1 protein-coding gene is annotated in these 25,554 nt (G+C 71.7%); it reads left to right on the top strand.

Going from position 1 to position 25,554, the window contains the following annotated elements; genetic code table 11:
- Positions 1-200: 200 nt before the first annotated feature.
- Positions 201-25,481 carry a type I polyketide synthase gene (locus tag ACLHRZ_RS00450; RefSeq protein WP_490416127.1) on the top strand — a complete coding sequence of 8,427 codons (25,281 nt, stop codon included), beginning with the start codon at positions 201-203 and terminating at the stop codon, positions 25,479-25,481.
- The last annotated feature ends 73 nt before the right edge of the window (positions 25,482-25,554 follow it).

Raw genomic sequence — 25,554 nt, 5'->3', positions numbered from 1 at the left:
CTCCACCACGCCGACGCCCGTATGCACCGCCCCGCCCGCCCCTGCGGACGCGGCCCGTGCATACGGGCGACGTGCGTTCGGCGTGCTTTAGGGAAACCCGGAGTCGGCCTTGAAACAGGATGGCCTTGATAACGGGTCAGACGTGAGTGTCGACGCTCTGTGCCCCAGAACCCGGCATTCCACGAGGGGTTGGCATCCTGATGTCGAACGAGGCGAAGCTGCGCGAGTATCTCAAGCGGGCGATTGCAGATCTCCAGGAGACGCGCCAGCAGTTGGACGAGTCCGAGCAGAAGCAGCGCGAGCCCATCGCGATCGTCTCCATGGCCTGCCGCTTCCCCGGCGGCGTCCGCTCACCGGAAGAGCTGTGGGAACTGCTCCGCGACGGCGTCGACGCGGCCTCCGCCCTGCCCGGCAACCGCGGCTGGGACCTCGACGCGCTCTACGACCCCGACCCGGCGCACCAGGGCACCAGCTATGCCCGCGAGGGCGGATTCCTGCACGACGCGGGCGAGTTCGACCCCGCCTTCTTCGGGATCTCCCCGCGCGAGGCCCTCGCCATGGACCCGCAGCAGCGCCTGCTGATGGAGACCGCCTGGGAGACCGTCGAACGGGCCGGCATCGATCCGGAGTCCCTCGCGGGCAGCCGCACCGGCGTCTTCGTCGGCACCGGCCACGCCGGCTACGACACGGCCGCCGGACGGCAGCTGGACGAGGTCGGCGGCCACCTGATCACCGGCAACTTCATCAGCATCGCCTCCGGCCGCATCTCCTACGTCCTCGGCCTCGAAGGCCCGGCCCTCACCGTGGACACGGCGTGCTCCTCCTCGCTGGTCGCCCTGCACCTGGCGGCGCAGGCACTGCGGCGGGACGAGTGCTCCCTCGCCCTCGTGGGCGGCGCAACCGTCATGTCCACCCCGCAGCTGTTCGTGGAGTTCTCCCGCCAGCGCGGCCTGGCGCCCGACGGCCGCTGCAAGCCGTTCGCGGCCGCCGCCGACGGCACCGCCTGGGCCGAAGGCGTCGGACTCGTGCTCGTCGAGCGGCTCTCCGACGCCCTGCGCAACGGCCACCCCGTGCTCGCCGTACTGAAGGGATCGTCCGTCAACCAGGACGGCGCCTCCAACGGCCTGACCGCCCCCAACGGCCCCTCCCAGCAACGCGTCATCCGCCAGGCACTGGCCGACGCCGGGCTGGGCGCGGCCGACGTCGACGCCGTCGAGGCGCACGGCACGGGCACGGCGCTCGGCGACCCCATCGAGGCCCAGGCCCTGCTCGCCACCTACGGACAGAACCGCCCCGCCGACCGGCCGCTGCTGATCGGCTCCATGAAGTCCAACATCGGACACACCCAGTCCGCCGCAGGCATCGCCAGTGTCATCAAGATGGTCATGGCGATGCAGCACGGCGAACTGCCCGGCATCCTGCACCTGGACGCCCCCACCCCGCACGCCGACTGGAACGAGGGCAACGCCAGGCTCCTCGCAGAACTCGAACCCTGGCCCGCCACCGACCGGGTGCGCCGCGCAGCCGTCTCCTCCTTCGGCATCAGCGGCACCAACGCCCACGTCGTCCTCGAACAGGCACCCCCGCGCGAGACCGAGCCGGCCCCCGCAGCGCCGGCCGCCCCGCCCGGCGCCCTGCCCTGGATCCTGTCCGCGCGCACCGGTACGGCCCTGCAGGCCCAGGCCGCGCGGCTCGCCGGCCACGTCCGCACCCGTGCCGGCCTCGAACCGGCCGACGTCGCCCGCTCCCTCGCGGCCACCAGGTCCCTCATGGAGCACCGCGCCGCCCTCGTCGCCGACGACCGCGACACGTTCCTCGCGGGTCTGGACGCCCTCGCCGAAGGCCGCACCGCAGCCGGCCTCGTGACCGGCGCCGCCGCCAAGGCGACCACCGCCTTCCTCTTCACCGGACAGGGCTCCCAGCGCCCCGGCATGGGACGCGAACTCCACGAGACCCACCCCGAGTTCGCCAAGGCCTTCGACGCGGCCTGCGCCGAACTCGACCCCCACCTCGAACTCCCCGTCCGCGACGTCGTCTTCGCCGAGGAGGGCACGCCCGAGTCCGCCCTGCTCGACCGCACCGTCTACACCCAGGCCGCGCTCTTCGCCTTCGAGACCGCCCTGTACCGGCTCGTCGAATCCTGGGGCATGACACCGCAGTTCGTCGCCGGCCACTCCATCGGCGAGCTCGCCGCGGCCCACGTGGCCGGAGTCCTCTCCCTCCAGGACGCCGCACGGCTCGTCGCCGCACGCGGCACCCTCATGCAGGCGCTGCCCGCCTGCGGCGCCATGCTCGCCGTCGAGGCCACCGAGGACGAGGCCCGCGCCGCCCTGGCCGACCACGCCGACCGCGTCGCCGTCGCCGCCGTCAACGGCCCCCGCTCCACGGTCCTCTCCGGCGACGAGGACGCCGTCTCCCGCATCGCCGCCCACTGGGAGGAGCAAGGACGCCGCACCAAGCGGCTGCGGGTGAGCCACGCCTTCCACTCCCCGCACATGGACGGCATGCTGGAGGACTTCCGGCGCGTCGCCGAGAGCCTGGAGTACCAGGCCCCCCGCATCCCCGTGGTGTCCACCGTCACCGGCGAGACCGCCACCGGCGAGGAACTCCGCTCGCCCGAGTACTGGGTGCGGCAGGTCCGGGACACCGTCCGCTTCTGCGCAGGCGTGCGCACCCTCGAAACCGAGGGCGTCACCGCCTTCGTGGAGATCGGCCCCGGCAGCGTGCTCACCCCCATGGTCCACGACTCCCTCGCCGGCCCCGAACAGCCCGTCCTCGTCAGCCTGCTGCGCACCGGCCGCCCCGAGACGCACGCCCTCGCCGAAGGCATCGCCACCGCCTTCGTGCACGGTGCCGCCGTCGACCGCGCCGTCTGGCTCGGCACGCCCGGCACCGCCCGCGTCGAACTGCCCACCTACGCCTTCCAGCGCCAGTGGTACTGGCTGGAACCGGACGGGCCGGCTGCCGACGGACCGGCCGCCACCGAGGCCTTCGAATCCGGATTCTGGGAAGCCGTCGAACGAGAGGACCTCGAAGGACTCTCGGCCGTCCTCGCCATCGACGGCAGCGACGCCGACTCGCTCGGCAGCCTCCTGCCCACCCTCTCCGCATGGCACAGGAAGCGCAGGACCCAGGCCACCGCGGACAGCTGGGGCTACCGCACGCACTGGACCCCCCTCCCGGCCCCCAACACCCTGATGACCAGCGGGAACTGGCTCGTCGTACTCCCCGAGAGCGCCGCCGGCGACCCCTGGACCACCCGGCTCCTCGACACCCTCCGCGAACAGGGCCTGCGCACCGAACAGTTCGTCCTGCCCGCCACCGACGAGACCGCCGCCACCCTCCCGCAGCCCGGCACACCTGTCGACGGCGTCCTCTCCCTGCTGGCCCTCGACGAACAGCCGCACCCCCACCACCCCTCCGTACCGCGCGGCGTGACCGCCACCGCGGCCCTGCTGCGCGCCCTGGAGACCTCCGGCATCCAGGCCCCGCTGTGGTGCGCCACCCGCGGCGCCGTCGCCGTCGACCGGCGCGAGACGGTCACCAGCCTCGCGCAGGCCCAGGTGTGGGGCCTCGGACGGGTGGCCGCACTGGAATCCCCGCACAGCTGGGGCGGGCTCGTCGACCTCCCCGAGGACATCGACGCCCGGATCGCCGCCGGCCTCCTGGGCACCCTCGCCGCACGCGAGGACCAGGTCGCCGTCCGCCCGGCCGGCCGCTTCGCCCGCCGCCTGGCACGCATCGCCCCCGGCGGCGACACCGGAACCGAATGGACCGCCCACGGCACCGTCCTGGTCACCGGCGGCACCGGCGCACTGGGCGCACACGTCGCACGCTGGCTCGCCGACGCCGGAGCCGAACACCTGGTGCTCACCGGCCGCCGCGGCCCCGATGCCCCCGGCGCCCGGGAACTCGCCGCCGAACTCACCGAACGCGGCACCCGCGTCACCGTCGCCGCCTGCGACGCCGCCGACCGCGACGCCCTGGCCGCCGTCCTCGCCGCCATCCCCGCCGACCTGCCCCTGACCGGAGTCGTGCACGCCGCCGGCGTCCTGGACGACGGCGTCCTGGACGCCCTCACCCCCGAACGGTTCGAAACCGTCCTGCGCCCCAAGGCCACCGCCGCACTGCACCTGCACGAACTCACCAGCGACCTCGGCCTGGACATGTTCGTCCTGTTCTCCTCGGTCACCGGCGTCCTGGGCAACCGCGGACAGGCCAACTACGCCGCCGCCAACGCCCTCCTGGACGCCCTCGCCGAACAGCGCCACCGCCAGGGACTGCCCGCCACCTCCGTGGCCTGGGGCCCCTGGGCCGACCACGGCATGGCCACCGGCGACCTGGCCGACCGGCTCAGCCGCGACGGACTCGTCCCCATGGCCGCCGTCCCCGCACTCGCCGCCCTCCGCCAGGCCCTCGCCCAGGACACGCCGAACGTCACGGTGGCCGACATCGACTGGGCCGCCTACGCCCCCGCCCTCACCGCCGTCCGCCCCAGCCCCCTCATCGGCGACCTGCCCGAAGCACGCCGCGCCCTCGACACCGGCGACGGCCCGCGCGCCGCACGCTCCCCGCTGAGCGAGCGGATCGGCGCCCTCCCGGCCGCCGAGCAGGAACGGGCCCTGCTGGACCTGGTCCGGGAAGAGGCCGCCAAGACCCTCGGCCACAGCTCACCGGACACCATCGACGCCCAACGCCCCTTCCACGCCCTGGGCTTCGACTCGATGATGGCGATCGACCTGCGCAACCGCCTGTCCGCCACGACGGACCTGCTGCTGCCCGCCACCCTGCTGTTCGACCACCCCACGCCCACCGCGATCGCCGCGTACCTGCACGCCGAGGTCCTGGGCACGGCCGCCACCGCAGTCGCCGTGCAGCAGGCCGCCGTCGTCCTCGACGAACCGGTGGCCATCGTGGGCATGGCCTGCCGCTTCCCCGGCGGGGTGAGCTCGCCCGAGACCCTCTGGCAACTGCTGGCCGACGGCACCGACGGCGTCTCCGACTTCCCCGGCGACCGCGGCTGGAACCTCGACCGTCTCTACCACCCCGACCCCGACCACCACGGCATGAGCTACGCCCGCACGGGCGGCTTCCTCGCCGACGTGGCCGGCTTCGACGCGGACTTCTTCGGCATCTCCCCGCGCGAGGCCCTGGCCATGGACCCCCAGCAGCGGCTGCTGCTGGAGACCGCCTGGGAGGTCCTCGAACGGGCCGGCATCGCCCCCGCCTCCCTGCGCGGCAGCAGCACGGGCGTCTTCGCCGGCACCAACTCCCAGGACTACCGCACCGTCCTGGACGCCGCACAGGACGAGGTCGCCGGCCACGCACTCATCGGCAACGCACTGAGCGTGGTCTCCGGCCGGGTGTCCTACACCTTCGGCTTCGAGGGCCCCGCGGTGACGGTGGACACCGCATGCTCGTCGTCACTGGTGGCCCTCCACATGGCCGTGCAGTCGCTGCGCTCGGGCGAGTGCTCGCTGGCGATGGCCGGCGGCGTGACCGTGATGGCCACCCCCTCTTCCTTCGTGGAGTTCTCCCGGCAGCGCGGCCTGGCCCCCGACGGCCGCTGCAAGCCGTTCGCGGCCGGCGCGGACGGCACCGGCTGGAGCGAAGGCGTCGGCCTGCTTCTCGTGGAACGGCTGTCGGACGCCCGCCGCAACGGCCATCAGATCCTCGCGGTCGTCCGCGGCTCGGCCGTCAATCAGGACGGCGCCTCCAACGGCCTCTCCGCCCCCAACGGCCCCTCGCAGCAGCGCGTCATCCGCCAGGCGCTGGCCAACGCAGGCCTGTCGGCGTCCGACGTGGACGCCGTCGAGGCCCACGGCACGGGCACCGCGCTCGGCGACCCCATCGAGGCGCAGGCCCTGCTGGCCACCTACGGCCAGGACCGCGACCCCGCACGTCCGCTGCTGCTCGGATCGGTGAAGTCCAACCTCGGGCACACGCAGGCCGCCGCGGGCGTGGCCGGCGTGATGAAGATGGTCCTGGCCATGCAGCACGGAGAGCTGCCCGAGAGCCTGCACGTCGACGAGCCCACCCCGCACGTCGACTGGACCGCGGGCGCGGTCGAACTGCTCACCGAACGGACCGGCTGGCCCGAAGCGGACCGGCCGCGCCGCGCCGCCGTCTCCGCCTTCGGCATCAGCGGCACCAACGCGCACGTCATCCTCGAACAGCCCGAGCCCACGGCCTCCGAGGCCCCGGCCGCACCGGTCGACGGCACGCTGCCCCTCCTGCTCTCCGGCAGGAGCACGAACGCCCTGCAGGACCAGGCCGCCCGGCTGCTGACCCGCCTCCAGGACGACCCCACCACCCGGCTCGCCGACCTCGCGTACACGCTGGCGACGCGCACGGCCTTCGATCACCGCGCGGTCGTCCCGGCCGACAGCCACGCTGCCGCGGTGCGCGCCCTGACCGCCCTGGCCGAGGGCGAGAGCGACGCTTTCACGGCCACGGGCACCGCCCACGAGGGCAAGGACGCCGTCCTCTTCACGGGTCAGGGGTCGCAGCGGCTGGGCATGGGCCGCGAACTGCACGCCCGCTACCCGGTGTTCGCGGAGACGTTCGATGCGGTGTGCGCGGCCTTGGACGAGCACCTGGAGCGTCCGCTGCGGGACGTGGTCTGGGGCGAGGACGCCGAGCTGCTGAACCAGACCCTGTACGCACAGACCTCGCTGTTCGTCATCGAGGTCGCCCTGTTCCGACTGGTCGAGTCCTGGGGCATGCGCCCGCAGTACGTCGCCGGCCACTCGGTCGGAGAGATCGCCGCCGCGTACGTGGCCGGTGTGTTCTCGCTGGGGGATGCGTGTGCGCTGGTGGCGGCGCGTGGCCGGCTGATGCAGGCTCTGCCTGCGGGTGGCGCGATGGTGGCCGTGCAGGCCACTGAGGAAGAAGTGCTGCCGCACCTGACCGACGACGTTGCGATTGCTGCAGTCAACGGTCCGCAGTCGGTGGTGGTTTCCGGCACGGAGACCACGGTCGAGGCGGTGCGCGCCCACTTCGCGGCTGAGGGGAGGAAGACGAACCGGCTGCGGGTCTCGCACGCCTTCCATTCACCGCTGATGGAACCGATGCTCGAAGACTTCCGCGCCGTCGCCGAGCGCGTGTCCTACGCCGAGCCGGAACGCACCGTCGTCTCGAACGTGACCGGCCGCCCCGCCACCCTGGGCCTGTTGTGCACCGCCGCATACTGGGTGACCCATGTCCGCGAAGCCGTACGCTTCGCCGACGGCGTACGGGCCCTGCACGAGGAAGGCGTCACACGTTTTCTGGAACTGGGCCCCGACGGCACGCTCTCGGCCATGGCCCGCGAGTCGGCACCGGAAGAGATGCTGTTCGCCCCCGCGTTGCGCAAGGACCGCCCCGAAGAGACGACACTGCTCGCCGCCATGGGTCAACTGCACGTACACGGAACCGTGTTCGACTGGCCCGGCTTCTTCGCCGGCACGGGCACGCACCTCGTGGACCTGCCGACGTACGCCTTCCAGCACGAGCGGTACTGGCCGACCCCCGACCCCGCCGGCGCCGGGGACATCGGCGCCGCCGGCCTCGACGCGGCCGGACACCCGCTGCTGAGCACCGCCGTGGAACTCGCCGACGACGAGGGTCTGTTGTTCACCTCGCGCCTGTCCCTCCACTCGCACCCCTGGCTGGCCGACCACGTGGTGATGGGCTCGGTCCTGCTGCCGGGCACGGCATTCGCCGAACTCGCCGTCCGCGCCGCCGACGAGGTCGGCTGCGACCGGATCGACGAACTGACCCTGGCCGCCCCGCTCGTCCTGCCCGACCACGGCGGTGTGCAGCTCCAGTTGCGCGTCGGCCCCGCCGACGAATCCGGCAACCGCACCCTCACCGCCCGCTCCCGCCCGGAGGGCGAGGGCGACCGGCCGTGGGTCCGGCACGCCACCGGCATCCTCGCGACGGGCGACCGGCCGGCCGGCCCCGGCCACGACTTCCACACCGAGGCCTGGCCGCCCGCCGACGCCGACCCCGTCGACCTGACCGGCATCTACCCGGACCTGGCCGAGAGCGGCCTCGCCTACGGACCGCACTTCCAGGGCCTGCGGGCCGCGTGGCGCCGTGGCGACGAGGTGTTCGCCGAGGTCGCCCTGCCCGAAGCCGCCGAGGACGACGCGTCCTCCTACGGCCTGCACCCGGCACTGCTGGACGCGGCCCTGCACGTCTGCGGCTTCAATGGAGTGGACCGGGGCGCCGTCCCGTTCTCCTGGGAAGACGTCTCGCTGCACGCATCCGGCGCCTCGGCCATACGGGTCCGGGTCGTCCGGCACAGCGCCGACACCATCTCCGTCGATGTCGCGGACACCACCGGCGAGCCGGTCGCGACCGTGGGCACCCTGGTCCTGCGATCGGTCTCCGCCGAGCAACTGGCGGGCGGCACGGGCCCGGCCGGGCGCGACTCCCTCTTCCGCCTGGACTGGACGCCCGTACGCCTGCCGTCGGCCGCTGCGGCCGAGACCGTCGTGACACTGGATACCCATACAGACCTCGCCTCGCTGGCCGAGGACCGGCCCCTGCCGGGCGCGGTGCTGGTGCCGGTCGACGCCGACCGGGGCGAGGGCACGGTGGAGTCCGTGCATGCTGCTGCTGCCTGGGCGTTGGAGCTGGTGCAGTCGTGGCTGGCGGAGGAGCGGTTCGCGGATGCGCGTCTGGTGTTTGTGACGCGGGGTGCGGTGGACGGTACGGACCTTGCCGCCGCTGCGGTGTGGGGGCTGGTGCGGTCGGCGCAGTCGGAGAACCCGGGCCGGTTCGCCCTGGTCGATCTGGGCGGTGACGCCGATGTGAGCGTGCTGCCGCGGGCGCTGGCCACGGACGAGCCGCAGTTGCTGGTCCGTGGTGGCGAGGCGCTGGCGGCGCGGCTGGCACGTACCCGGGCGCAGGGTGCTGTTGCCTGGGGCGAGTCGGGCACGGTGCTGATCACTGGTGGTACGGGTGGTCTGGGCCGTGTGGTGGCGCGGCATCTGGTGGCCGAGCACGGGGTGCGGAGTGTGCTGCTGGTCAGCCGTCGTGGCTCGGAGGCCGAGGGCGCCGCGGAGTTGGTGGCCGAGCTGGCGGAGCATGGTGCCGAGGCGGTCGTCGAGGCGTGCGATGTGACCGACAGTGCGGCGGTGGCGGACCTCATGTCGTGGCACGAGATCACTGCCGTCGTTCACACGGCAGGCGTTCTCGACGACGGTGTTGTGGGTTCGCTGACGCCGGAGCGGCTCGCTGCCGTCCTGCGCCCGAAGGTGGATGCGGCCTGGAACCTGCACGAGGCCACCAAGGACCTGGACCTCGACGCGTTCGTCGTGTTCTCCTCCGTGGCGGGCACGCTGGGGAGCGCGGGCCAGGCCAACTACGCAGCCGGGAACGCCTTCCTGGACGCCCTGGCGCAACACCGACGCGCGCAGGATCTCCCTGCGGTGTCGCTGGCGTGGGGTCCGTGGTCGCAGGACGGCGGCATGACCGGCACCCTCACCGAGGCCGACCTCCAGCGCATCGCGCGCATGGGCATGCCCGAACTCACCCCCGCAGAAGGCGTCGCGCTCTTCGACGCGGCGTTGGCCGCCGACGAAGCACGTGTTCTCCCCGTGCGCTTCGACCTGGCCGCGCTGCGCGAGCAGGGGGACGTCCCCGCACTGATGCGCGGACTGATCAGGACCCGTGCCCGACGCTCCGCGGTCGCCGGTTCGGCCGTGGCGGCGGGCCTGGTGGGACGTCTGTCCGGGCTCGGGGCGGTCGAACGACGCGAAGTGCTGCTCGACCTGGTCCGGGCCCAGATCGCGGTCGTCCTGGGCCACGCGAGCCCGGACGGCGTCGACCCGACCCGGGCGTTCCAGGAACTCGGCTTCGACTCCCTGACAGCAGTGGAACTGCGCAACCGGATCAACAAGGCGACGGGGCTGCGCCTTTCGGCGACCGCCGTCTTCGACTACCCGACGGCGGGCGCACTGGTCGACTTCTTGCTGGACGAGCTGTTCGGCGGGGAGGCGGAGACCGATGAAGCGGTGCCGGTTCCGGTGTCGGTGGCGGACGATCCGGTGGTGATCGTCGGGATGAGCTGCCGCTACCCGGGTGGTGTGGCGTCGCCGGAGGACTTGTGGCGGTTGGTGTCGGACGGCGTGGACGCGGTCTCGGACTTCCCGGCCGACCGTGGCTGGGACGTGGAGTCGCTCTACAGCTCCGACCCCGATGCGCTCGGCACCTCGTACACCCGCAGCGGTGGGTTCCTCCACGACGCGGGGGACTTCGACCCCGAGTTCTTCGGGATGAGCCCCCGGGAGGCGCTGGCGACGGACTCGCAGCAGCGCCTGCTGCTGGAGACCACGTGGGAGGCGATCGAACGGGCCGGCATCGACCCGGCCGCGCTGCGCGGCAGCCGGACGGGCGTCTTCGCCGGCGTGATGTACACCGACTACAGCGAGATCCTGGTCGGTGACCAGTTCGAGGGCTATCGCAGCAACGGCAGCGCGGCCAGCATCGCGTCGGGCCGGGTGTCGTACACCTTCGGCTTCGAAGGCCCTGCGGTCACGGTGGACACGGCGTGCTCGTCGTCGCTGGTCGCCCTGCACTGGGCGACGCAGGCGCTGCGCTCGGGGGAGTGCTCGCTCGCTCTGGCCGGCGGTGTGACGGTGATGTCGACGCCGACCACGTTCGTGGAGTTCTCGCGGCAGCGCGGGCTGTCGGCGGACGGACGGTGCAAGGCGTTCTCGGATGCGGCCGACGGTGTCGGCTGGGGCGAGGGCGTGGGCATGCTGGTGCTGGAGCGCCTGTCGGACGCGCGCCGGAACGGTCACCGGGTGCTGGCCGTCGTACGTGGCAGTGCGGTCAACCAGGACGGTGCGTCGAACGGTCTGACCGCGCCGAATGGTCCGTCGCAGCAGCGGGTGATCCGGCAGGCGCTGGCCAGTGCCGGGCTCTCGGCTGCGGATGTGGATGCGGTGGAGGCGCACGGTACGGGTACGACGCTGGGTGACCCGATCGAGGCGCAGGCCTTGTTGGCCACCTACGGCCAGGACCGTCCGGAGGACCGTCCGCTGCTGCTGGGCACTGTGAAGTCCAACATCGGCCACGCACAGGCCGCCTCGGGCGTTGCCGGTGTCATCAAGATGGTCATGGCGATGCAGCACGGTGTCCTGCCGAAGACCCTGCACGTCGACGCGCCCTCGACGCACGTCGACTGGAGCGCCGGCGCCGTCGAGCTCCTCACCGAGTCGGCCGAGTGGCCGGTGTCCGAGCGCCGCCGTGCGGGTGTCTCGTCCTTCGGCGTGAGCGGGACGAACGCGCACGTCATCCTTGAACAGCCGGACCGCGAGCCGGTGGCCGCCGCCGAGCCCGAAGCGGCTGCCTTCGACGGCCTGGTGCCGCTGCTGCTCTCCGGCCGGAGCGAGGAGGCCCTGCGGGCCCAGGCGGCCCGCCTGCTGTCGCACGTCCAGGACAAGCCCGGGCAGCGGCTCGTGGACGTCGCGTACTCGCTGGCGACGGGCCGTTCAGGGTTCCAGCACCGCGCGGTCGTCCTGGCCGCCGAGCGGGACGGTCTGCTCGGGTCCCTGTCGGCGCTGGCCGAGGGCCGGAGCGATGCGGGGATCGCGGGGGAGGGGCAGGTCGGTTCGGGCCGGCGTGCGTTCTTGTTCTCGGGGCAGGGTTCGCAGCGGCTGGGTATGGGCCGGGAGTTGCATGCTCGCTATCCGGTGTTTGCGGAGGCGTTCGATGCGGTGTGTGCGGCGCTGGATGAGTATGTGGCGCGTCCGTTGCGGGGTGTGGTCTGGGGTGAGGATGCGGAGTTGCTGAATCAGACCGTGTATGCGCAGGCTGCGCTGTTTGCGGTCGAGGTGGCGTTGTTCCGGCTGGTGGAGTCGTGGGGTGTGCGTCCGGACTTTGTGGCGGGGCATTCGATCGGCGAGGTCGCGGCTGCGCATGTGGCGGGTGTGTTCTCGCTGGGGGATGCGTGTGCGTTGGTGGCGGCGCGTGGTCGGCTGATGCAGGCTCTGCCTGCGGGTGGTGCCATGGTGGCTGTCCAGGCCACTGAGGATGAAGTGCTGCCGTTGTTGACCGGCGATGTTGCGGTTGCGGCGGTCAACGGGCCGCGGTCGGTGGTGGTTTCCGGTACGGAGGCTGCTGTCGAGGCGGTGCGGGTGCACTTCGAGGGTGAGGGGAGGAAGACGAACCGGCTGCGGGTCTCGCATGCCTTCCACTCGCCGCTGATGGAACCGATGCTCGACGACTTCCGCGCCGTGGTGGAAGGCCTGTCGTTCGGTGCGCCGGTGGTACCGGTCGTGTCGAACCTGACGGGCCGGCCGGCCACCGGGGAGCTGCTCTGCTCGGCCGATTACTGGGTGCGCCATGTCCGCGAGGCGGTCCGCTTCGCCGACGGGATACGTGCGCTGCGGGCAGAGGGCGTGACACGGTTCCTGGAGCTCGGCCCGGACGGCGTGCTGTCGGCCATGGCCCGCGAGTCGGCACCGGAAGAGACACTGTTCGCCCCCGTGCTGCGCAAGGACCGGCCGGAGGAGACGACCGTACTGAGTGCCCTGGCACACCTGCACGTCCATGGCGTGTTGGTGGACTGGGCAGCGGTCTTTGCGGGTTCCGGTGTCCGACGGGTGGATCTGCCGACGTATGCGTTCCAACACGAGCGGTTCTGGCCGTCCGGTGGGCCGGTACGTGCGGGGGACGTGCGGTTCGCGGGTCTGGGCTCTGCGGAGCACCCGTTGCTCGGTGCTGCGGTGGAACTGGCCGGGTCCGGTGGTCTGTTGTTCACTGGTCGGCTGTCGACTGCGTCGCATGCGTGGCTGGCGGACCATGTGGTGCTGGATTCGGTCCTGGTGCCGGGTACGGCATTGGTCGAGTTGGTGCTGCGGGCGGCCGATGAGGTCGGCTGCGACGTGCTCGAAGAGCTCACGCTCGCCACGCCGTTGGTGCTTCCTGCCTCTGGGGCGGGTGTGCAGGTGCAGGTGTGGGTCGGTGAACCCGATGCATCGGGTCGCCGGTCCGTGGCGGTGCACTCGCGTGAGGGGGAAGAACCGTGGACCCTGCACGCGAGCGGTGCCGTGACCACGGGCGCGGAGCCGCCGGTGTCCGACGCGTTGGTGTGGCCCCCGCAGGGTGCTGAAACCCTTGATGTGGCGGGCTGCTACGAGCAGTTCGCAGCGGCCGGGTTCGCGTACGGGCCGGCGTTCCAGGGCCTGCAAGCAGCCTGGACGTCCGGCGAGGACATCTTCGCCGAGGTCCGGCTGCCGGAGGGCATGGACGGTGCTGCCTACGGTCTGCACCCGGCGCTCTTCGATGCCGCACTGCACGCGGCGCGATTGCGAGACTTTGACGAGACGGGCGTCCCGTTCTCGTGGAACGGTGTCTCCCTGCACGCCTCCGGTGCCTCGCGCGTCCGCGTCCGTATCCGCCCCGTCGACAGCGGCCTGGCGATCGCCATCACCGACCCGGCCGGCACGCTCGTGGCTTCGGTGGATTCGCTCGCTGTACGTCCCATCTCCGCCGACCAGTTGCAGGCCGGCAACCGCGACTCGTTGTTCAAGCTGGACTGGACTCCCGTCCCGCTCACGAACGAGAGCGTCGACCTTGCCGCAGGCGCGGACGGGGGGCCGTTCCGGATCGGCTCGGACGTGGAGTTCCCGACCGGAGCCGATGTCCGCGAGACCGTGCTGGTCGCGCCGCCGACCGGTTCCTCCGACGTGGTCGAGTCCGTGCATGCTGCTGCTGCCTGGGCGTTGGAGCTGGTGCAGTCGTGGCTGGCGGAGGAGCGGTTCGCGGATGCGCGCCTGGTGTTCGTGACGCGCGGTGCGATTTCCGGCGGCGATCTGGCCGGTGCTGCGGTGTGGGGACTGGTCCGTTCCGCACAGTCGGAGAGCCCGGGCCGGTTCGTCCTCGTGGACCTGGACGGTGACGCCGATGTGAGCGTGCTGCCGCGGGCGCTGGCCACGGATGAGCCGCAGTTGCTGGTGCGTGGTGGCGAGGTGCTGGCGGCGCGGCTGGCACGTACTGAGGCGCAGGGTGTTGTTGCCTGGAGTGAGTCGGGCACGGTTTTGATCACTGGTGGTACGGGTGGTCTGGGTCGCGTGGTGGCCCGGCATCTGGTGGCCGAGCACGGGGTGCGGAGCCTGGTGCTCGTCAGCCGTCGTGGCCCGGAGGCCGAAGGCGCCGCGGAGTTGGTGGCCGAGCTTGCCGAGCACGGCGCCGAGGCGGTCGTCGAGGCGTGCGATGTGACCGACAGCGCGGCGGTGGCCGCCCTGGTCGCCCAGCACCCGATCACCGCCGTCGTCCACACGGCCGGCGTCCTCGACGACGGCGTCGTGGGTTCGCTGACGCCGGAGCGGCTTGCCGCTGTCCTGCGTCCGAAGGTGGACGCGGCCTGGCACCTGCACGAGGCCACCAAGGACATGGACCTCGACGCGTTCGTGGTCTTCTCCTCCGTGGCGGGCACCTTCGGCAGTGCAGGTCAGGCCAACTACGCAGCGGGCAACGCCTTCCTGGACGCCCTGGCGCAACACCGCCGGGAGCACGGCCTTCCGGCGGTGTCGCTGGCGTGGGGTCCGTGGTCGCAGGACGGCGGCATGACCGGCACCCTCACGGATGCCGACCTCCAGCGCATCGCCCGTTCCGGGATGCCCCCGCTCTCCGCCGAGGAAGGCGTGGCCCTCTTCGACGCGTCCCTCGCCGCCGGAGAGCCCATGGCTCTTCCCGTCCGCCTGGACCTCACGGCCCTGCGTGCGCAGGGCGACCCCCTGCCGCTGCTGCGCGGCCTCATCCGCACGCGCGCCCGGCGCTCGGCGGCTGCCGGTTCGGCCACGGCGTCCGGGCTGGTGCAGCGTCTGGCCGGGCTGGCCGCGGAGAACCGGCGCGCAGCACTGCTGGACCTGGTGCGCGAAGGGATCGCGGTGGTCCTGGGCCACGCGCTCCCGGAGACGATCGATCCGTCGAAGGCCTTCCAGGACCTCGGCTTCGACTCCCTGACCGCGATCGAACTCCGCAACAAGCTGGGCAAGTCCACCGGTGTGCGGCTGCCGGCCACGGCCGTTTTCGACTACCCGACGGCCGACGCGCTGACGGACCACCTCCACGACGAGCTGTTCGGCACGGACACCGGGGAGTTGCTCCCCGTGTCCGCCCTCCCGTCCTTGGCGGACGACCCGGTCGTCATCGTCGGCACGAGCTGCCGCTTCCCCGGCGGCGTCAGCTCGCCCGAGGACCTGTGGCGGCTGGTGTCCGAGGGCGGCGACGCCGTCTCCGGCTTCCCGACCGACCGTGGCTGGGAGATCGACGACACCTACGACCCCGACCGCGAAGGCGCCATCGCCACCCGCTCCGGCGGATTCCTCCATGACGCGGCGGAGTTCGACCCCGGCTTCTTCGGGATGAGCCCCCGAGAGGCCCTGACCACCGACGCCCAGCAGCGGCTGCTGCTGGAGACGTCCTGGGAGGCCCTGGAGCGCACGGGCATCGACCCGGCCGTCCTGCGCGGCAGCCGTACCGGTGTCTTCGCGGGCGTCATGTACCACGACTACGCGCAACTCCTGGCCGGGCGCGAGTTCGAGGGATACCAGGGGAGCGGCAGCGCGGGCAGTGTGGCGTCTGGCCGGGTGTCGTACACCTTCGGTTTCGAGGGTCCGGCCGTGACCGTGGACACGGCGTGCTCGTCGTCGCTGGTCGCTCTGCATCTGGCTGCGCAGTCGCTGCGGTCCGGTGAGTGCTCGCTGGCGCTCGCAGGCGGTGTGACGGTGATGGCCACCCCGCTGACGTTCGTGGAGTTCTCCCGCCAGGGCGGACTTTCCGAGGACGGCCGCTGCAAGGCGTTCTCGGACGCGGCCGACGGTGTCGGCTGGTCCGAAGGCGCCGGCATCCTCGTACTGGAGCGTCTGTCGGATGCTCGTCGGAACGGGCACCGGGTGCTGGCCGTCGTACGCGGCAGTGCGGTCAACCAGGACGGTGCGTCGAATGGTCTGACGGCGCCGAACGGTCCGTCGCAGCAGCGGGTGATCCGGCAGGCGCTGGCCAGCGCGGGCCTGTCGACGGCGGATGTGGATGCGGTGGAGGCGCACGGTACGGGTACGACGCTGGGTGACCCGATCGAGGCGCAGGCCTTGTTGGCCACCTACGGCCAGGACCGTCCGGAGGACCGTCCGCTGCTGCTCGGCTCGGTGAAGTCCAATATCGGCCACGCACAGGCCGCCTCGGGCGTCGCCGGTGTGATCAAGATGGTCATGGCCATGCACCACGGCGAGCTTCCGCCCACCCTGCACGTCGACGCGCCCTCGACACACGTCGACTGGAGCGCCGGCGCAGTGGAACTGCTGTCGCGGGCCGAGACCTGGCCCGAGACCGGTCGGCCGCGGCGCGCAGGCGTCTCCGCCTTCGGCATCAGCGGGACGAACGCGCACGTGATCCTGGAGCGCCCGGAGCCGGTGACCGCGGAGCCCGAAGCGGCCGCTCCCGAGGGCCCGGTGCCCGTACTGCTCTCCGGCCGGAACGACAAGGCCCTGAAGGCGCAGGCGGCACAGCTGCTGGCGCACCTCGAACGCGAGCCCGGACAGCGGCTCGTGGACGCCGCCTACTCGCTGGCGACGGGCCGCTCCGGCTTCCAGCACCGCGCGGTTCTCCTGGCCTCCGGCCGCGACGCCCTGCTGCGCTCCCTCGCCGCGCTCGCCGAAGGCGGGAGCGACACGGACATCGTCGCGACGGGCGAGGCCGGTTCGGGCCGGCGTGCGTTCCTGTTCTCGGGTCAGGGTTCGCAGCGGCTGGGTATGGGCCGCGAACTGCACGGCCGTTACCCGGTGTTCGCAGAGGCGTTCGATGCGGTGTGTGCGGCGCTGGACGAGCACCTGGAGCGTCCGCTGCGGGACGTGGTCTGGGGTGAGGACGCCGAGCTGCTGAACCGGACCCTGTACGCGCAGACCTCGCTGTTCGCGATCGAGGTCGCCCTGTTCCGGCTGGTGGAATCGTGGGGCATCCGCCCGGACCAACTGCTGGGGCACTCGGTCGGTGAAATCACGGCTGCGCATGTGGCGGGTGTGTTCTCGCTGGGGGATGCGTGTGCGTTGGTGGCGGCGCGTGGCCGGTTGATGCAGGCCTTGCCTGCGGGTGGCGCGATGGTGGCCGTACAGGCCACTGAGGATGAAGTGCTGCCGCTGCTGACCGGCGATGTTGCGGTTGCGGCGGTCAACGGGCCGCGGTCGGTGGTGGTTTCCGGTACGGAGGCCGGGGTCGAGGCGGTGCGGGTGCACTTCGAGGGTGCGGGGAGGAAGACGAACCGGCTGCGGGTCTCGCATGCCTTCCACTCGCCGCTGATGGAACCGATGCTCGACGACTTCCGCGCCGTCGCCGAGAACGTGACGTACGGCACGCCGGGCATCCCGATCGTCTCGAACCTCACGGGTGAACCGGCCACCGCGGAACAACTCGGCTCCGCCGACTACTGGGTGCGCCATGTCCGTGAGGCCGTACGGTTCGCCGACGGCGTGAGCACGCTGCGGGAGCAGGGCGTGTCCGTGTTCCTGGAACTCGGTCCCGACGGAGTGCTCTCCGCACTCGCCGCGGAGTCCGTTCCGGACGAGGCCGCCTTCGCGCCGGCACTGCGGAAGGGACGTGCCGAGGAACCGACCTTGCTCACGGCCCTGGCACAGCTGCACGTTCACGGTGTCCCCGTCGACTGGGCGGCATACTTCGCGGGCTCCGGCGCACGGTGGGCCGATGTGCCGACGTACGCGTTCCAGCGCGAGCGGTTCTGGCCCCCGGCCGCGGTAGCGCGGTCCGGCGATGTGCGGTCTGCGGGACTCGGCTCGGCGGAGCATCCGTTGTTGGGCGCTGCGGTGGAACTGGCCGGGTCCGGCGGGCTGCTGTTCACGGGCCGCCTGTCGACTGCGTCGGCCGGATGGCTGGCGGACCATGTGGTGCTGGATGCGGTCCTGGTGCCGGGTACGGCGCTCGTCGAGCTGGTGCTGCGGGCGGCTGACGAGGTCGGCTGTGGTCTGCTCGAAGAGCTGACGCTGGCCGCGCCGCTGGTGCTTCCGGCCTCCGGGGCGGGTGTGCAGGTACAGGTGTGGGTCGGCGAACCCGATGCATCGGGTCGTCGGTCCGTGGCGGTGCACTCGCGTGAGGGCGAGGAACCGTGGACCCTGCACGCGAGCGGCGCGCTGGCCACGGGTGAAGCGGAGCTGCCCGTGTTCGACACATCGGTGTGGCCCCCGGCGGGTGCCGAGCCCTTGGCCGTGGCCGGCTGCTACGAACAGTTCGCCGATGCCGGGTTTGCGTACGGGCCGGCGTTCCAGGGCCTGCAAGCAGCCTGGACGTCCGGCGAGGACATCTTCGCCGAGGTCCGGCTGCCGGAGGGCACGGACGGTGCTGCCTACGGTCTGCACCCGGCGCTCTTCGATGCCGCACTGCATGCGGCGATGTTGAGCGGGTCCGACGAGACGGGCGTCCCGTTCTCATGGAACGGCGTGTCCCTGCACGCCTCAGGCGCCTCGCAGCTACGGGTCCGGCTCCGGCCTTCCGGAGAGGGCACGTCGATTGCCCTGGCCGACGCCGCCGGCGCGCCCGTGGCCTCGGTGGAGTCGCTGACTGTACGACCGATCTCTGCCGAGCAGTTGCAGACCGGCGAGCGTGACTCGCTCTTCACGCTCGACTGGGTGCCCGTCCCGCTCACTGATGAGCACGTCGTTCTTGGCACGCTGAGCGACGCAGATGTCCCCGAGGCCGTACTGGTCGAGTACAGGGCTGAGGATGCCGGCACGGTGGAGTCCGTGCATGCTGCTGCTGCCTGGGCGTTGGAGCTGGTGCAGTCGTGGCTGGCGGAGGAGCGGTTCGCGGATGCGCGTCTGGTGTTTGTGACGCGGGGTGCGGTGGACGGTACGGACCTTGCCGCCGCTGCGGTGTGGGGGCTGGTGCGGTCGGCGCAGTCGGAGAACCCGGGTCGGTTCGTCTTGGCCGACCTCGACGGTGACACGGACACGACCGTGCTGCCGCAGGCCCTGGCCTGTTACGAGCCGCAACTCCTGCTCCGCGACGGCGAGGTGCTCGTTCCGCGCCTTGCCCGTATGGACTTCTCCACGGCAGCGGAGTTCGCCTGGGGCGAGTCGGGCACGGTTTTGATCACTGGTGGTACGGGTGGTCTGGGCCGTGTGGTGGCGCGGCATCTGGTGGCCGAGCACGGGGTGCGGAGTGTGCTGCTGGTCAGTCGTCGTGGTTCGGAGGCCGAGGGTGCCGCGGAGTTGGTGGCCGAGTTGGCCGAGTATGGTGCCGAGGCGGTCGTCGAGGCGTGCGATGTGACCGACAGCGCGGCGGTGGCGGACCTTATGTCGTGGCATGAGATCACTGCTGTGGTGCACACGGCGGGTGTGCTTGATGACGGTGTTGTGGGTTCGCTGACGCCGGAGCGGCTCGCTGCTGTCCTGCGTCCGAAGGTGGACGCGGCCTGGCACCTGCACGAGGCCACCAAGGACATGGACCTCGACGCGTTCGTGGTGTTCTCCTCCGTGGCGGGCACGCTGGGGAGCGCGGGCCAGGCCAACTACGCAGCCGGCAACGCCTTCCTGGACGCCCTGGCTGCTCACCGGCACGCCCAGGGTCTCCCGGCGGCATCGCTCGCCTGGGGCCCGTGGGCCCAGGACAGCGGCATGACCGGCACCTTGACCGACGCCGACGTCGAACGGATGGCACGCTCCGGCATGCCGCCTCTCTCGGCGGAACAGGGACTGGCCCTCTTCGACGCCGCCCTGCGCGGGGCGGAGGCCCCGGCGGTCCTCCCCGTGCGCCTGGACCTTGCGGCGCTCCGTGCGCAGGGCGAGCCCCTGCCGTTGCTGCGCGGCCTGGTCCGTACCCGTACGCGCCGGTCCGGCGCAGCCGCGGTGTCCGGGCTGGTGCAGGGGCTGACCGCCCTGTCCCGTGAGGGCAGGCGCGAGCACCTGCTCGACGTCGTTCGCGCAGAGATCGCCACGGTTCTCGGGCACACCGGGACCGAAGAGGTCGACTCCTCGCGGGCCTTCCGCGACCTCGGCTTCGACTCCCTGACGGCGGTCGAACTCCGCAACCTGCTGAGCACGGTGACCGGTCTGCGGCTGCCGGCGACGGTGGTCTTCGACTATCCGACGGCGGACGTGTTGGTCGACTACCTGCTGGACGAGCTGTTCGGCACGGAGAAGCAGACCGGCGAGGCCCTGCCGATGCCGGTTTCGATGTCGGTGGCGGATGACCCGGTGGTGATCGTCGGGATGAGCTGCCGCTACCCGGGTGGTGTGGCGTCGCCTGAGGACTTGTGGCGGTTGGTGTCGGACGGCGTGGACGCGGTCTCGGACTTCCCGGCCGATCGCGGCTGGGACGTGGAGTCCCTCTACCACCCCGACCCCGACCACACGGGAACCAGCTACACCCGTGCGGGCACGTTCCTCCGGGAGGCGGCGCAGTTCGACCCGGGCTTCTTCGGGATGAGCCCCCGGGAGGCGCTGGCGACGGACTCGCAGCAGCGCCTGCTGCTGGAGACCACGTGGGAGGCCATCGAGCGGGTCGGCATCGACCCGGTCACGCTGCACGGCAGCCGTACCGGTGTCTTCGCGGGCGTCATGTACAACGACTACATCAACCTTCTGACCGGCCCCGACTTCGAGGGACACCAGGGCAACGGCAGCGCCGGCAGTGTGGCGTCGGGCCGGGTGTCGTACACCTTCGGTTTCGAGGGTCCGGCCGTGACGGTGGACACGGCGTGCTCGTCGTCGCTGGTCGCTCTGCATCTGGCTGCGCAGTCGCTGCGGTCCGGTGAGTGCTCGCTGGCGCTCGCCGGTGGTGTGACGGTGATGTCGACGCCCAGGACGTTCGTGGAGTTCTCGCGGCAGCGCGGGCTCTCCCCGGACGGACGCTGCAAGGCGTTCTCGGATGCGGCCGACGGTGTCGGCTGGGGCGAGGGCGTGGGCATGCTGGTGCTGGAGCGCCTGTCGGACGCGCGCCGCAACGGGCACCGGATCCTGGCGACAGTCCGTGGCTCGGCGGTCAACCAGGACGGTGCGTCCAATGGCCTTACGGCACCGAACGGTCCGTCGCAGCAGCGGGTGATCCGGCAGGCGCTGGCCAGTGCGGGCCTGTCGACGGCGGATGTGGACGTGGTGGAGGCGCACGGTACGGGTACCACGCTGGGTGACCCGATCGAGGCGCAGGCCCTCCTGGCCACCTACGGCCAGGACCGTGACCCGGCACGTCCGCTGCTTCTCGGCTCGATCAAGTCCAACATCGGCCACACGCAAGCCGCGGCGGGTGTCGCAGGTGTGATCAAGATGATCATGGCCATGCACCACGGTGAGCTTCCGCGCACCCTGCATGTCGATGCGCCCTCGTCCCGCGTGGACTGGTCGGCCGGCGCCGTCGAACTGCTCACGGAGCGGACCGCCTGGCCCGAGGGCGACGGCCCGCGCCGTGCGGGAGTCTCGTCCTTCGGCATCAGCGGGACGAACGCGCACGTCATCCTGGAGCGACCCGAGCCCGAACCGCAGCAGCCCGCCGATGCGTTGGAACCCGTGGCGGCATCCGAAGTTCTCGTACCGCTGGTGCTGTCCGGCAAGTCCGCGAACGCGCTGCGCGCCCAGGCGGCCAGGTTGCTGTCCCACATCGACCGCATGTCCGACGCAAAGGCCACGGACCTGGCGTACTCGTCCGCCGTGGGCCGGTCACGCTTCGCGCATCGCGCGGTGGTGTGGGGCGCCGACCGGGATGCCCTGGAACAGGGCCTCAAGGCGCTCGTGGCCGGTGAGGCCGGCACGGGCCTGGCCGAAGGAGCGGCCCGACCGGGGAAGTCGGCGTTCTTGTTCTCGGGTCAGGGTTCGCAGCGGCTGGGTATGGGCCGGGAACTGTACGGCCGTTACCCGGTGTTCGCGGAGGCGTTCGATGCGGTGTGTGCGGCTCTGGACGAGCATGTGGAGCGTCCGTTGCGGGGTGTGGTCTGGGGTGAGGATGCGGAGCTGCTGAACCAGACCGTGTATGCGCAGGCGGCGTTGTTTGCGGTCGAGGTTGCTCTGTTCCGGCTGATGGAGTCGTGGGGTGTGCGTCCGGACTTCGTGGCCGGGCATTCGATCGGCGAGGTCGCGGCTGCGCATGTGGCGGGTGTGTTCTCGCTGGGGGATGCGTGTGCGTTGGTGGCGGCGCGTGGCCGGTTGATGCAGGCTCTGCCTCCGGGCGGTGCCATGGTCGCAGTCCAGGCCACTGAGGATGAAGTGTTGCCGCTGCTGACCGGCGATGTTGCGGTTGCGGCGGTCAACGGGCCGCGGTCGGTGGTGGTTTCCGGTACGGAGGCCGGGGTCGAGGCGGTGCGTGCGCACTTCGAGGGTGAGGGGAGGAAGACGAACCGGCTGCGGGTCTCGCATGCCTTCCACTCGCCGCTGATGGAACCGATGCTCGACGACTTCCGCGCCGAGGTGGCCCGGCTGTCGTTCGGCACGGCGACGGTGCCGGTGGTGTCGAACCTGACCGGTGCACTGGCCGGCGGGGAGCGGTTGGGCTCCGCCGACTACTGGGTGCGTCACGTCCGCGAGGCGGTGCGTTTCGCGGACGGCATACGGGCCCTGCAAGCCGAAGGCGTGTCCCGGTTCCTGGAACTCGGGCCGGACGGCGTGCTGTCGGCCATGGCCCAGGAATCGCTGACCGAGGATGCCGTTCTCGTTCCCGCCCTGCGCAGGAACAGGGACGAAGAATCGGCCGTCGTGAGCGCACTAGGCCAGCTGTACGTCCGTGGAACGAGCGTCGACTGGGCACCGTTCTTCACCGGTACCGGCGCGCGGCAGGTGGATCTGCCGACGTATGCGTTCCAGCACGAGCGGTTCTGGCCGTCGGCGTCCGTGGGGCGTGCGGGGGATGTGCGGTTCGCGGGTCTGGGCTCTGCGGAGCATCCGCTGTTGGGTGCTGCGGTGGAACTGGCCGGGTCCGGTGGTCTGTTGTTCACTGGTCGGCTGTCGACTGCGTCGCATGCGTGGCTGGCGGACCATGTGGTGCTGGATTCGGTCCTGGTGCCGGGTACGGCATTGGTCGAGTTGGTGCTGCGGGCGGCCGATGAGGTCGGCTGTGGTCTGCTCGAAGAGCTCACGCTCGCCGCGCCGTTGGTGCTTCCCGACTCGGGGGCGGGTGTGCAGGTGCAGGTGTGGGTCGGTGAACCCGATGCATCGGGTCGTCGGTCCGTGGCGGTGCACTCGCGTGAGGGCGAGGAGCCGTGGGCGCTGCACGCGAGCGGCACGGTGACCGCGGGCGCGGAGCCGTTGGTGTCCGACATGTCGGTGTGGCCCCCGCAGGGTGCTGAAACCCTTGATGTGGTGGGCTGCTACGAACAGTTCGCAGCAGCCGGGTTCGCGTACGGGCCGGTCTTCCAGGGCCTGCAAGCAGCCTGGACGTCCGGCGAGGACATCTTCGCCGAGGTCCGGCTGCCGGAGGGCACGGACGGTGCTGCCTACGGTCTGCACCCGGCGCTCTTCGATGCCGCACTGCATGCGGCGATGTTGAGCGGGTCCGACGAGACGGGCGTTCCGTTCTCGTGGAACGGCGTGTCCCTGCATGCCACAGGGGCTTCGCACGTCCGTGTCCGTATCCGCCGTCTCGACAGCGGCATATCGCTTGCTGTCGCCGACGCTGCCGGCGCGCCGGTGGCCTCGGTGGAGTCGCTGACCGTACGCAAGCTGTCTGCCGAGCAGTTGCGGACCCGGGACCGTGACTCGCTCTTCACGCTCGACTGGGTGCCCGTCCCGCTCACTGATGAGCACGTCGTTCTTGGCACGCTGAGCGACGCAGATGTCCCCGAGGCCGTACTGGTCGAGTACAGGGCTGAGGATGCCGGCACGGTGGAGTCCGTGCATGCTGCTGCTGCCTGGGCGTTGGAGCTGGTGCAGTCGTGGCTGGCGGGGGAGCGGTTCGCGGATGCGCGCCTGGTGTTCGTGACGCGCGGTGCGATTTCCGGCGGCGATCTGGCTGGTGCTGCGGTGTGGGGACTGGTCCGTTCCGCACAGTCGGAGAGCCCGGGCCGGTTCGTCCTCGTGGACTTGGAAGGCGACGCCGAGGCGGAAATGTTGTCCCAGGCGCTGGCCACGGACGAGCCGCAGTTGCTGGTGCGTGGTGGCGAGGTGCTGGCGGCGCGGCTGGCACGTACTGAGGCGCAGAATGCTGTTGCCTGGGGCGAGTCGGGCACGGTGCTGATCACTGGTGGTACGGGTGGTCTGGGTCGTGTGGTGGCGCGGCATCTGGTGGCCGAGCACGGGGTGCGGAGTGTGCTGCTGGTCAGTCGTCGTGGTTCGGAGGCCGAGGGTGCCGCGGAGTTGGTGGCTGAGCTTGCCGAGTACGGTGCCGAGGCGGTCGTCGAGGCGTGCGATGTGACCGACAGTGCAGCGGTGGCCGCTCTGGTCGCCCAGCACGCGGTAACTGCCGTCGTTCACACGGCCGGTGTTCTCGACGACGGCGTAGTCGGTTCGCTGACGCCGGAGCGGCTCGCTGCTGTCCTGCGGCCGAAGGTGGACGCGGCCTGGCACCTGCACGAGGCCACCAAGGACCTGGACCTCGACGCGTTCGTGGTGTTCTCCTCCGTGGCGGGCACCTTCGGCAGCGCAGGTCAGGCCAACTATGCGGCCGGCAACGCCTTCCTGGACGCCCTGGCTGCTCACCGGCACGCCCGGGGCCTCCCGGCGGCATCGCTCGCCTGGGGTCCGTGGGCCCAGGACAGCGGCATGACCGGCACCTTGACCGACGCCGACGTTCAGCGGATGGCGCGTTCCGGGATGCCCCCGCTGTCCGCGGAGGAGGGCACGGCGCTCTTCGACGCCGCGCTCGGCGCCAACGAACCGGCGGTACTCCCTGTCCGTCTCGACCTCGCAGCGCTGCGGGCCCAGGGCGAGCCCCTGCCGCTGCTGCGCGGCCTGATCCGTACGCAGGTACGGCGCACGGCCGGGGCCGGTACGGACAGTGCGGCGGCGGAGGGTCTGGTGCAGCGCCTGTCCGGGCTGTCCGCGGAAGAGGGACGCGAGGCCGTGCTCGACGTCGTACGCGGCCAGGTCGCGCTCGTACTCGGTCATGACGGAGCTGCCGGGATCACCCCGGACCGGGCGTTCCAGGACCTCGGCTTCGATTCGTTGACCTCGGTCGAACTCCGCAACCGGCTCAGCGCGCTGACCGGCGTGCGGCTGCCGGCGACCCTGCTCTTCGACTACCCGACCCCCGGCGAGCTCGTCGGCCACCTCCACGGGCTGATCGCTCCCGAGGCGCCGTCCGGACCGGACCTGCTCCTGGGTGAACTCGAGAAGCTGGAGAAGGCGTTCGGCGGACTCGAGGTCACCGAGGAGGTCCACGAGCAGATCGCGGGCCGTCTCGAAGTGCTCAGGGCGAAGTGGGGTGCCCTGCGGGACACCGCCGGCACCGGAGCCGACGGTGAGGGTTCCTCGGACGAGGAGGGCTTCGACTTCGACTCCGCCTCCGACGAAGACGTCTTCGACCTCCTCGACAACGAGCTCGGCCTCTCCTGACCCCGGCCGCCGGCCCGCACCGGGTGAACCCCGGACCCTGCGGGCCGGTCCGGGCCCACGGCGTCGGCCCCGG

Source organism: Streptomyces sp. AM25, from assembly GCF_058146165.1.
This window is presented reverse-complemented; position numbering and strand designations above follow the sequence as displayed.

Coding starts and splice junctions, on each gene's coding strand:
- ACLHRZ_RS00450 (WP_490416127.1), top strand. CDS start 201: ATGTCGAACGAGGCGAAGCTGCGCGAGTATCTCAAGCGGGCGATTGCA.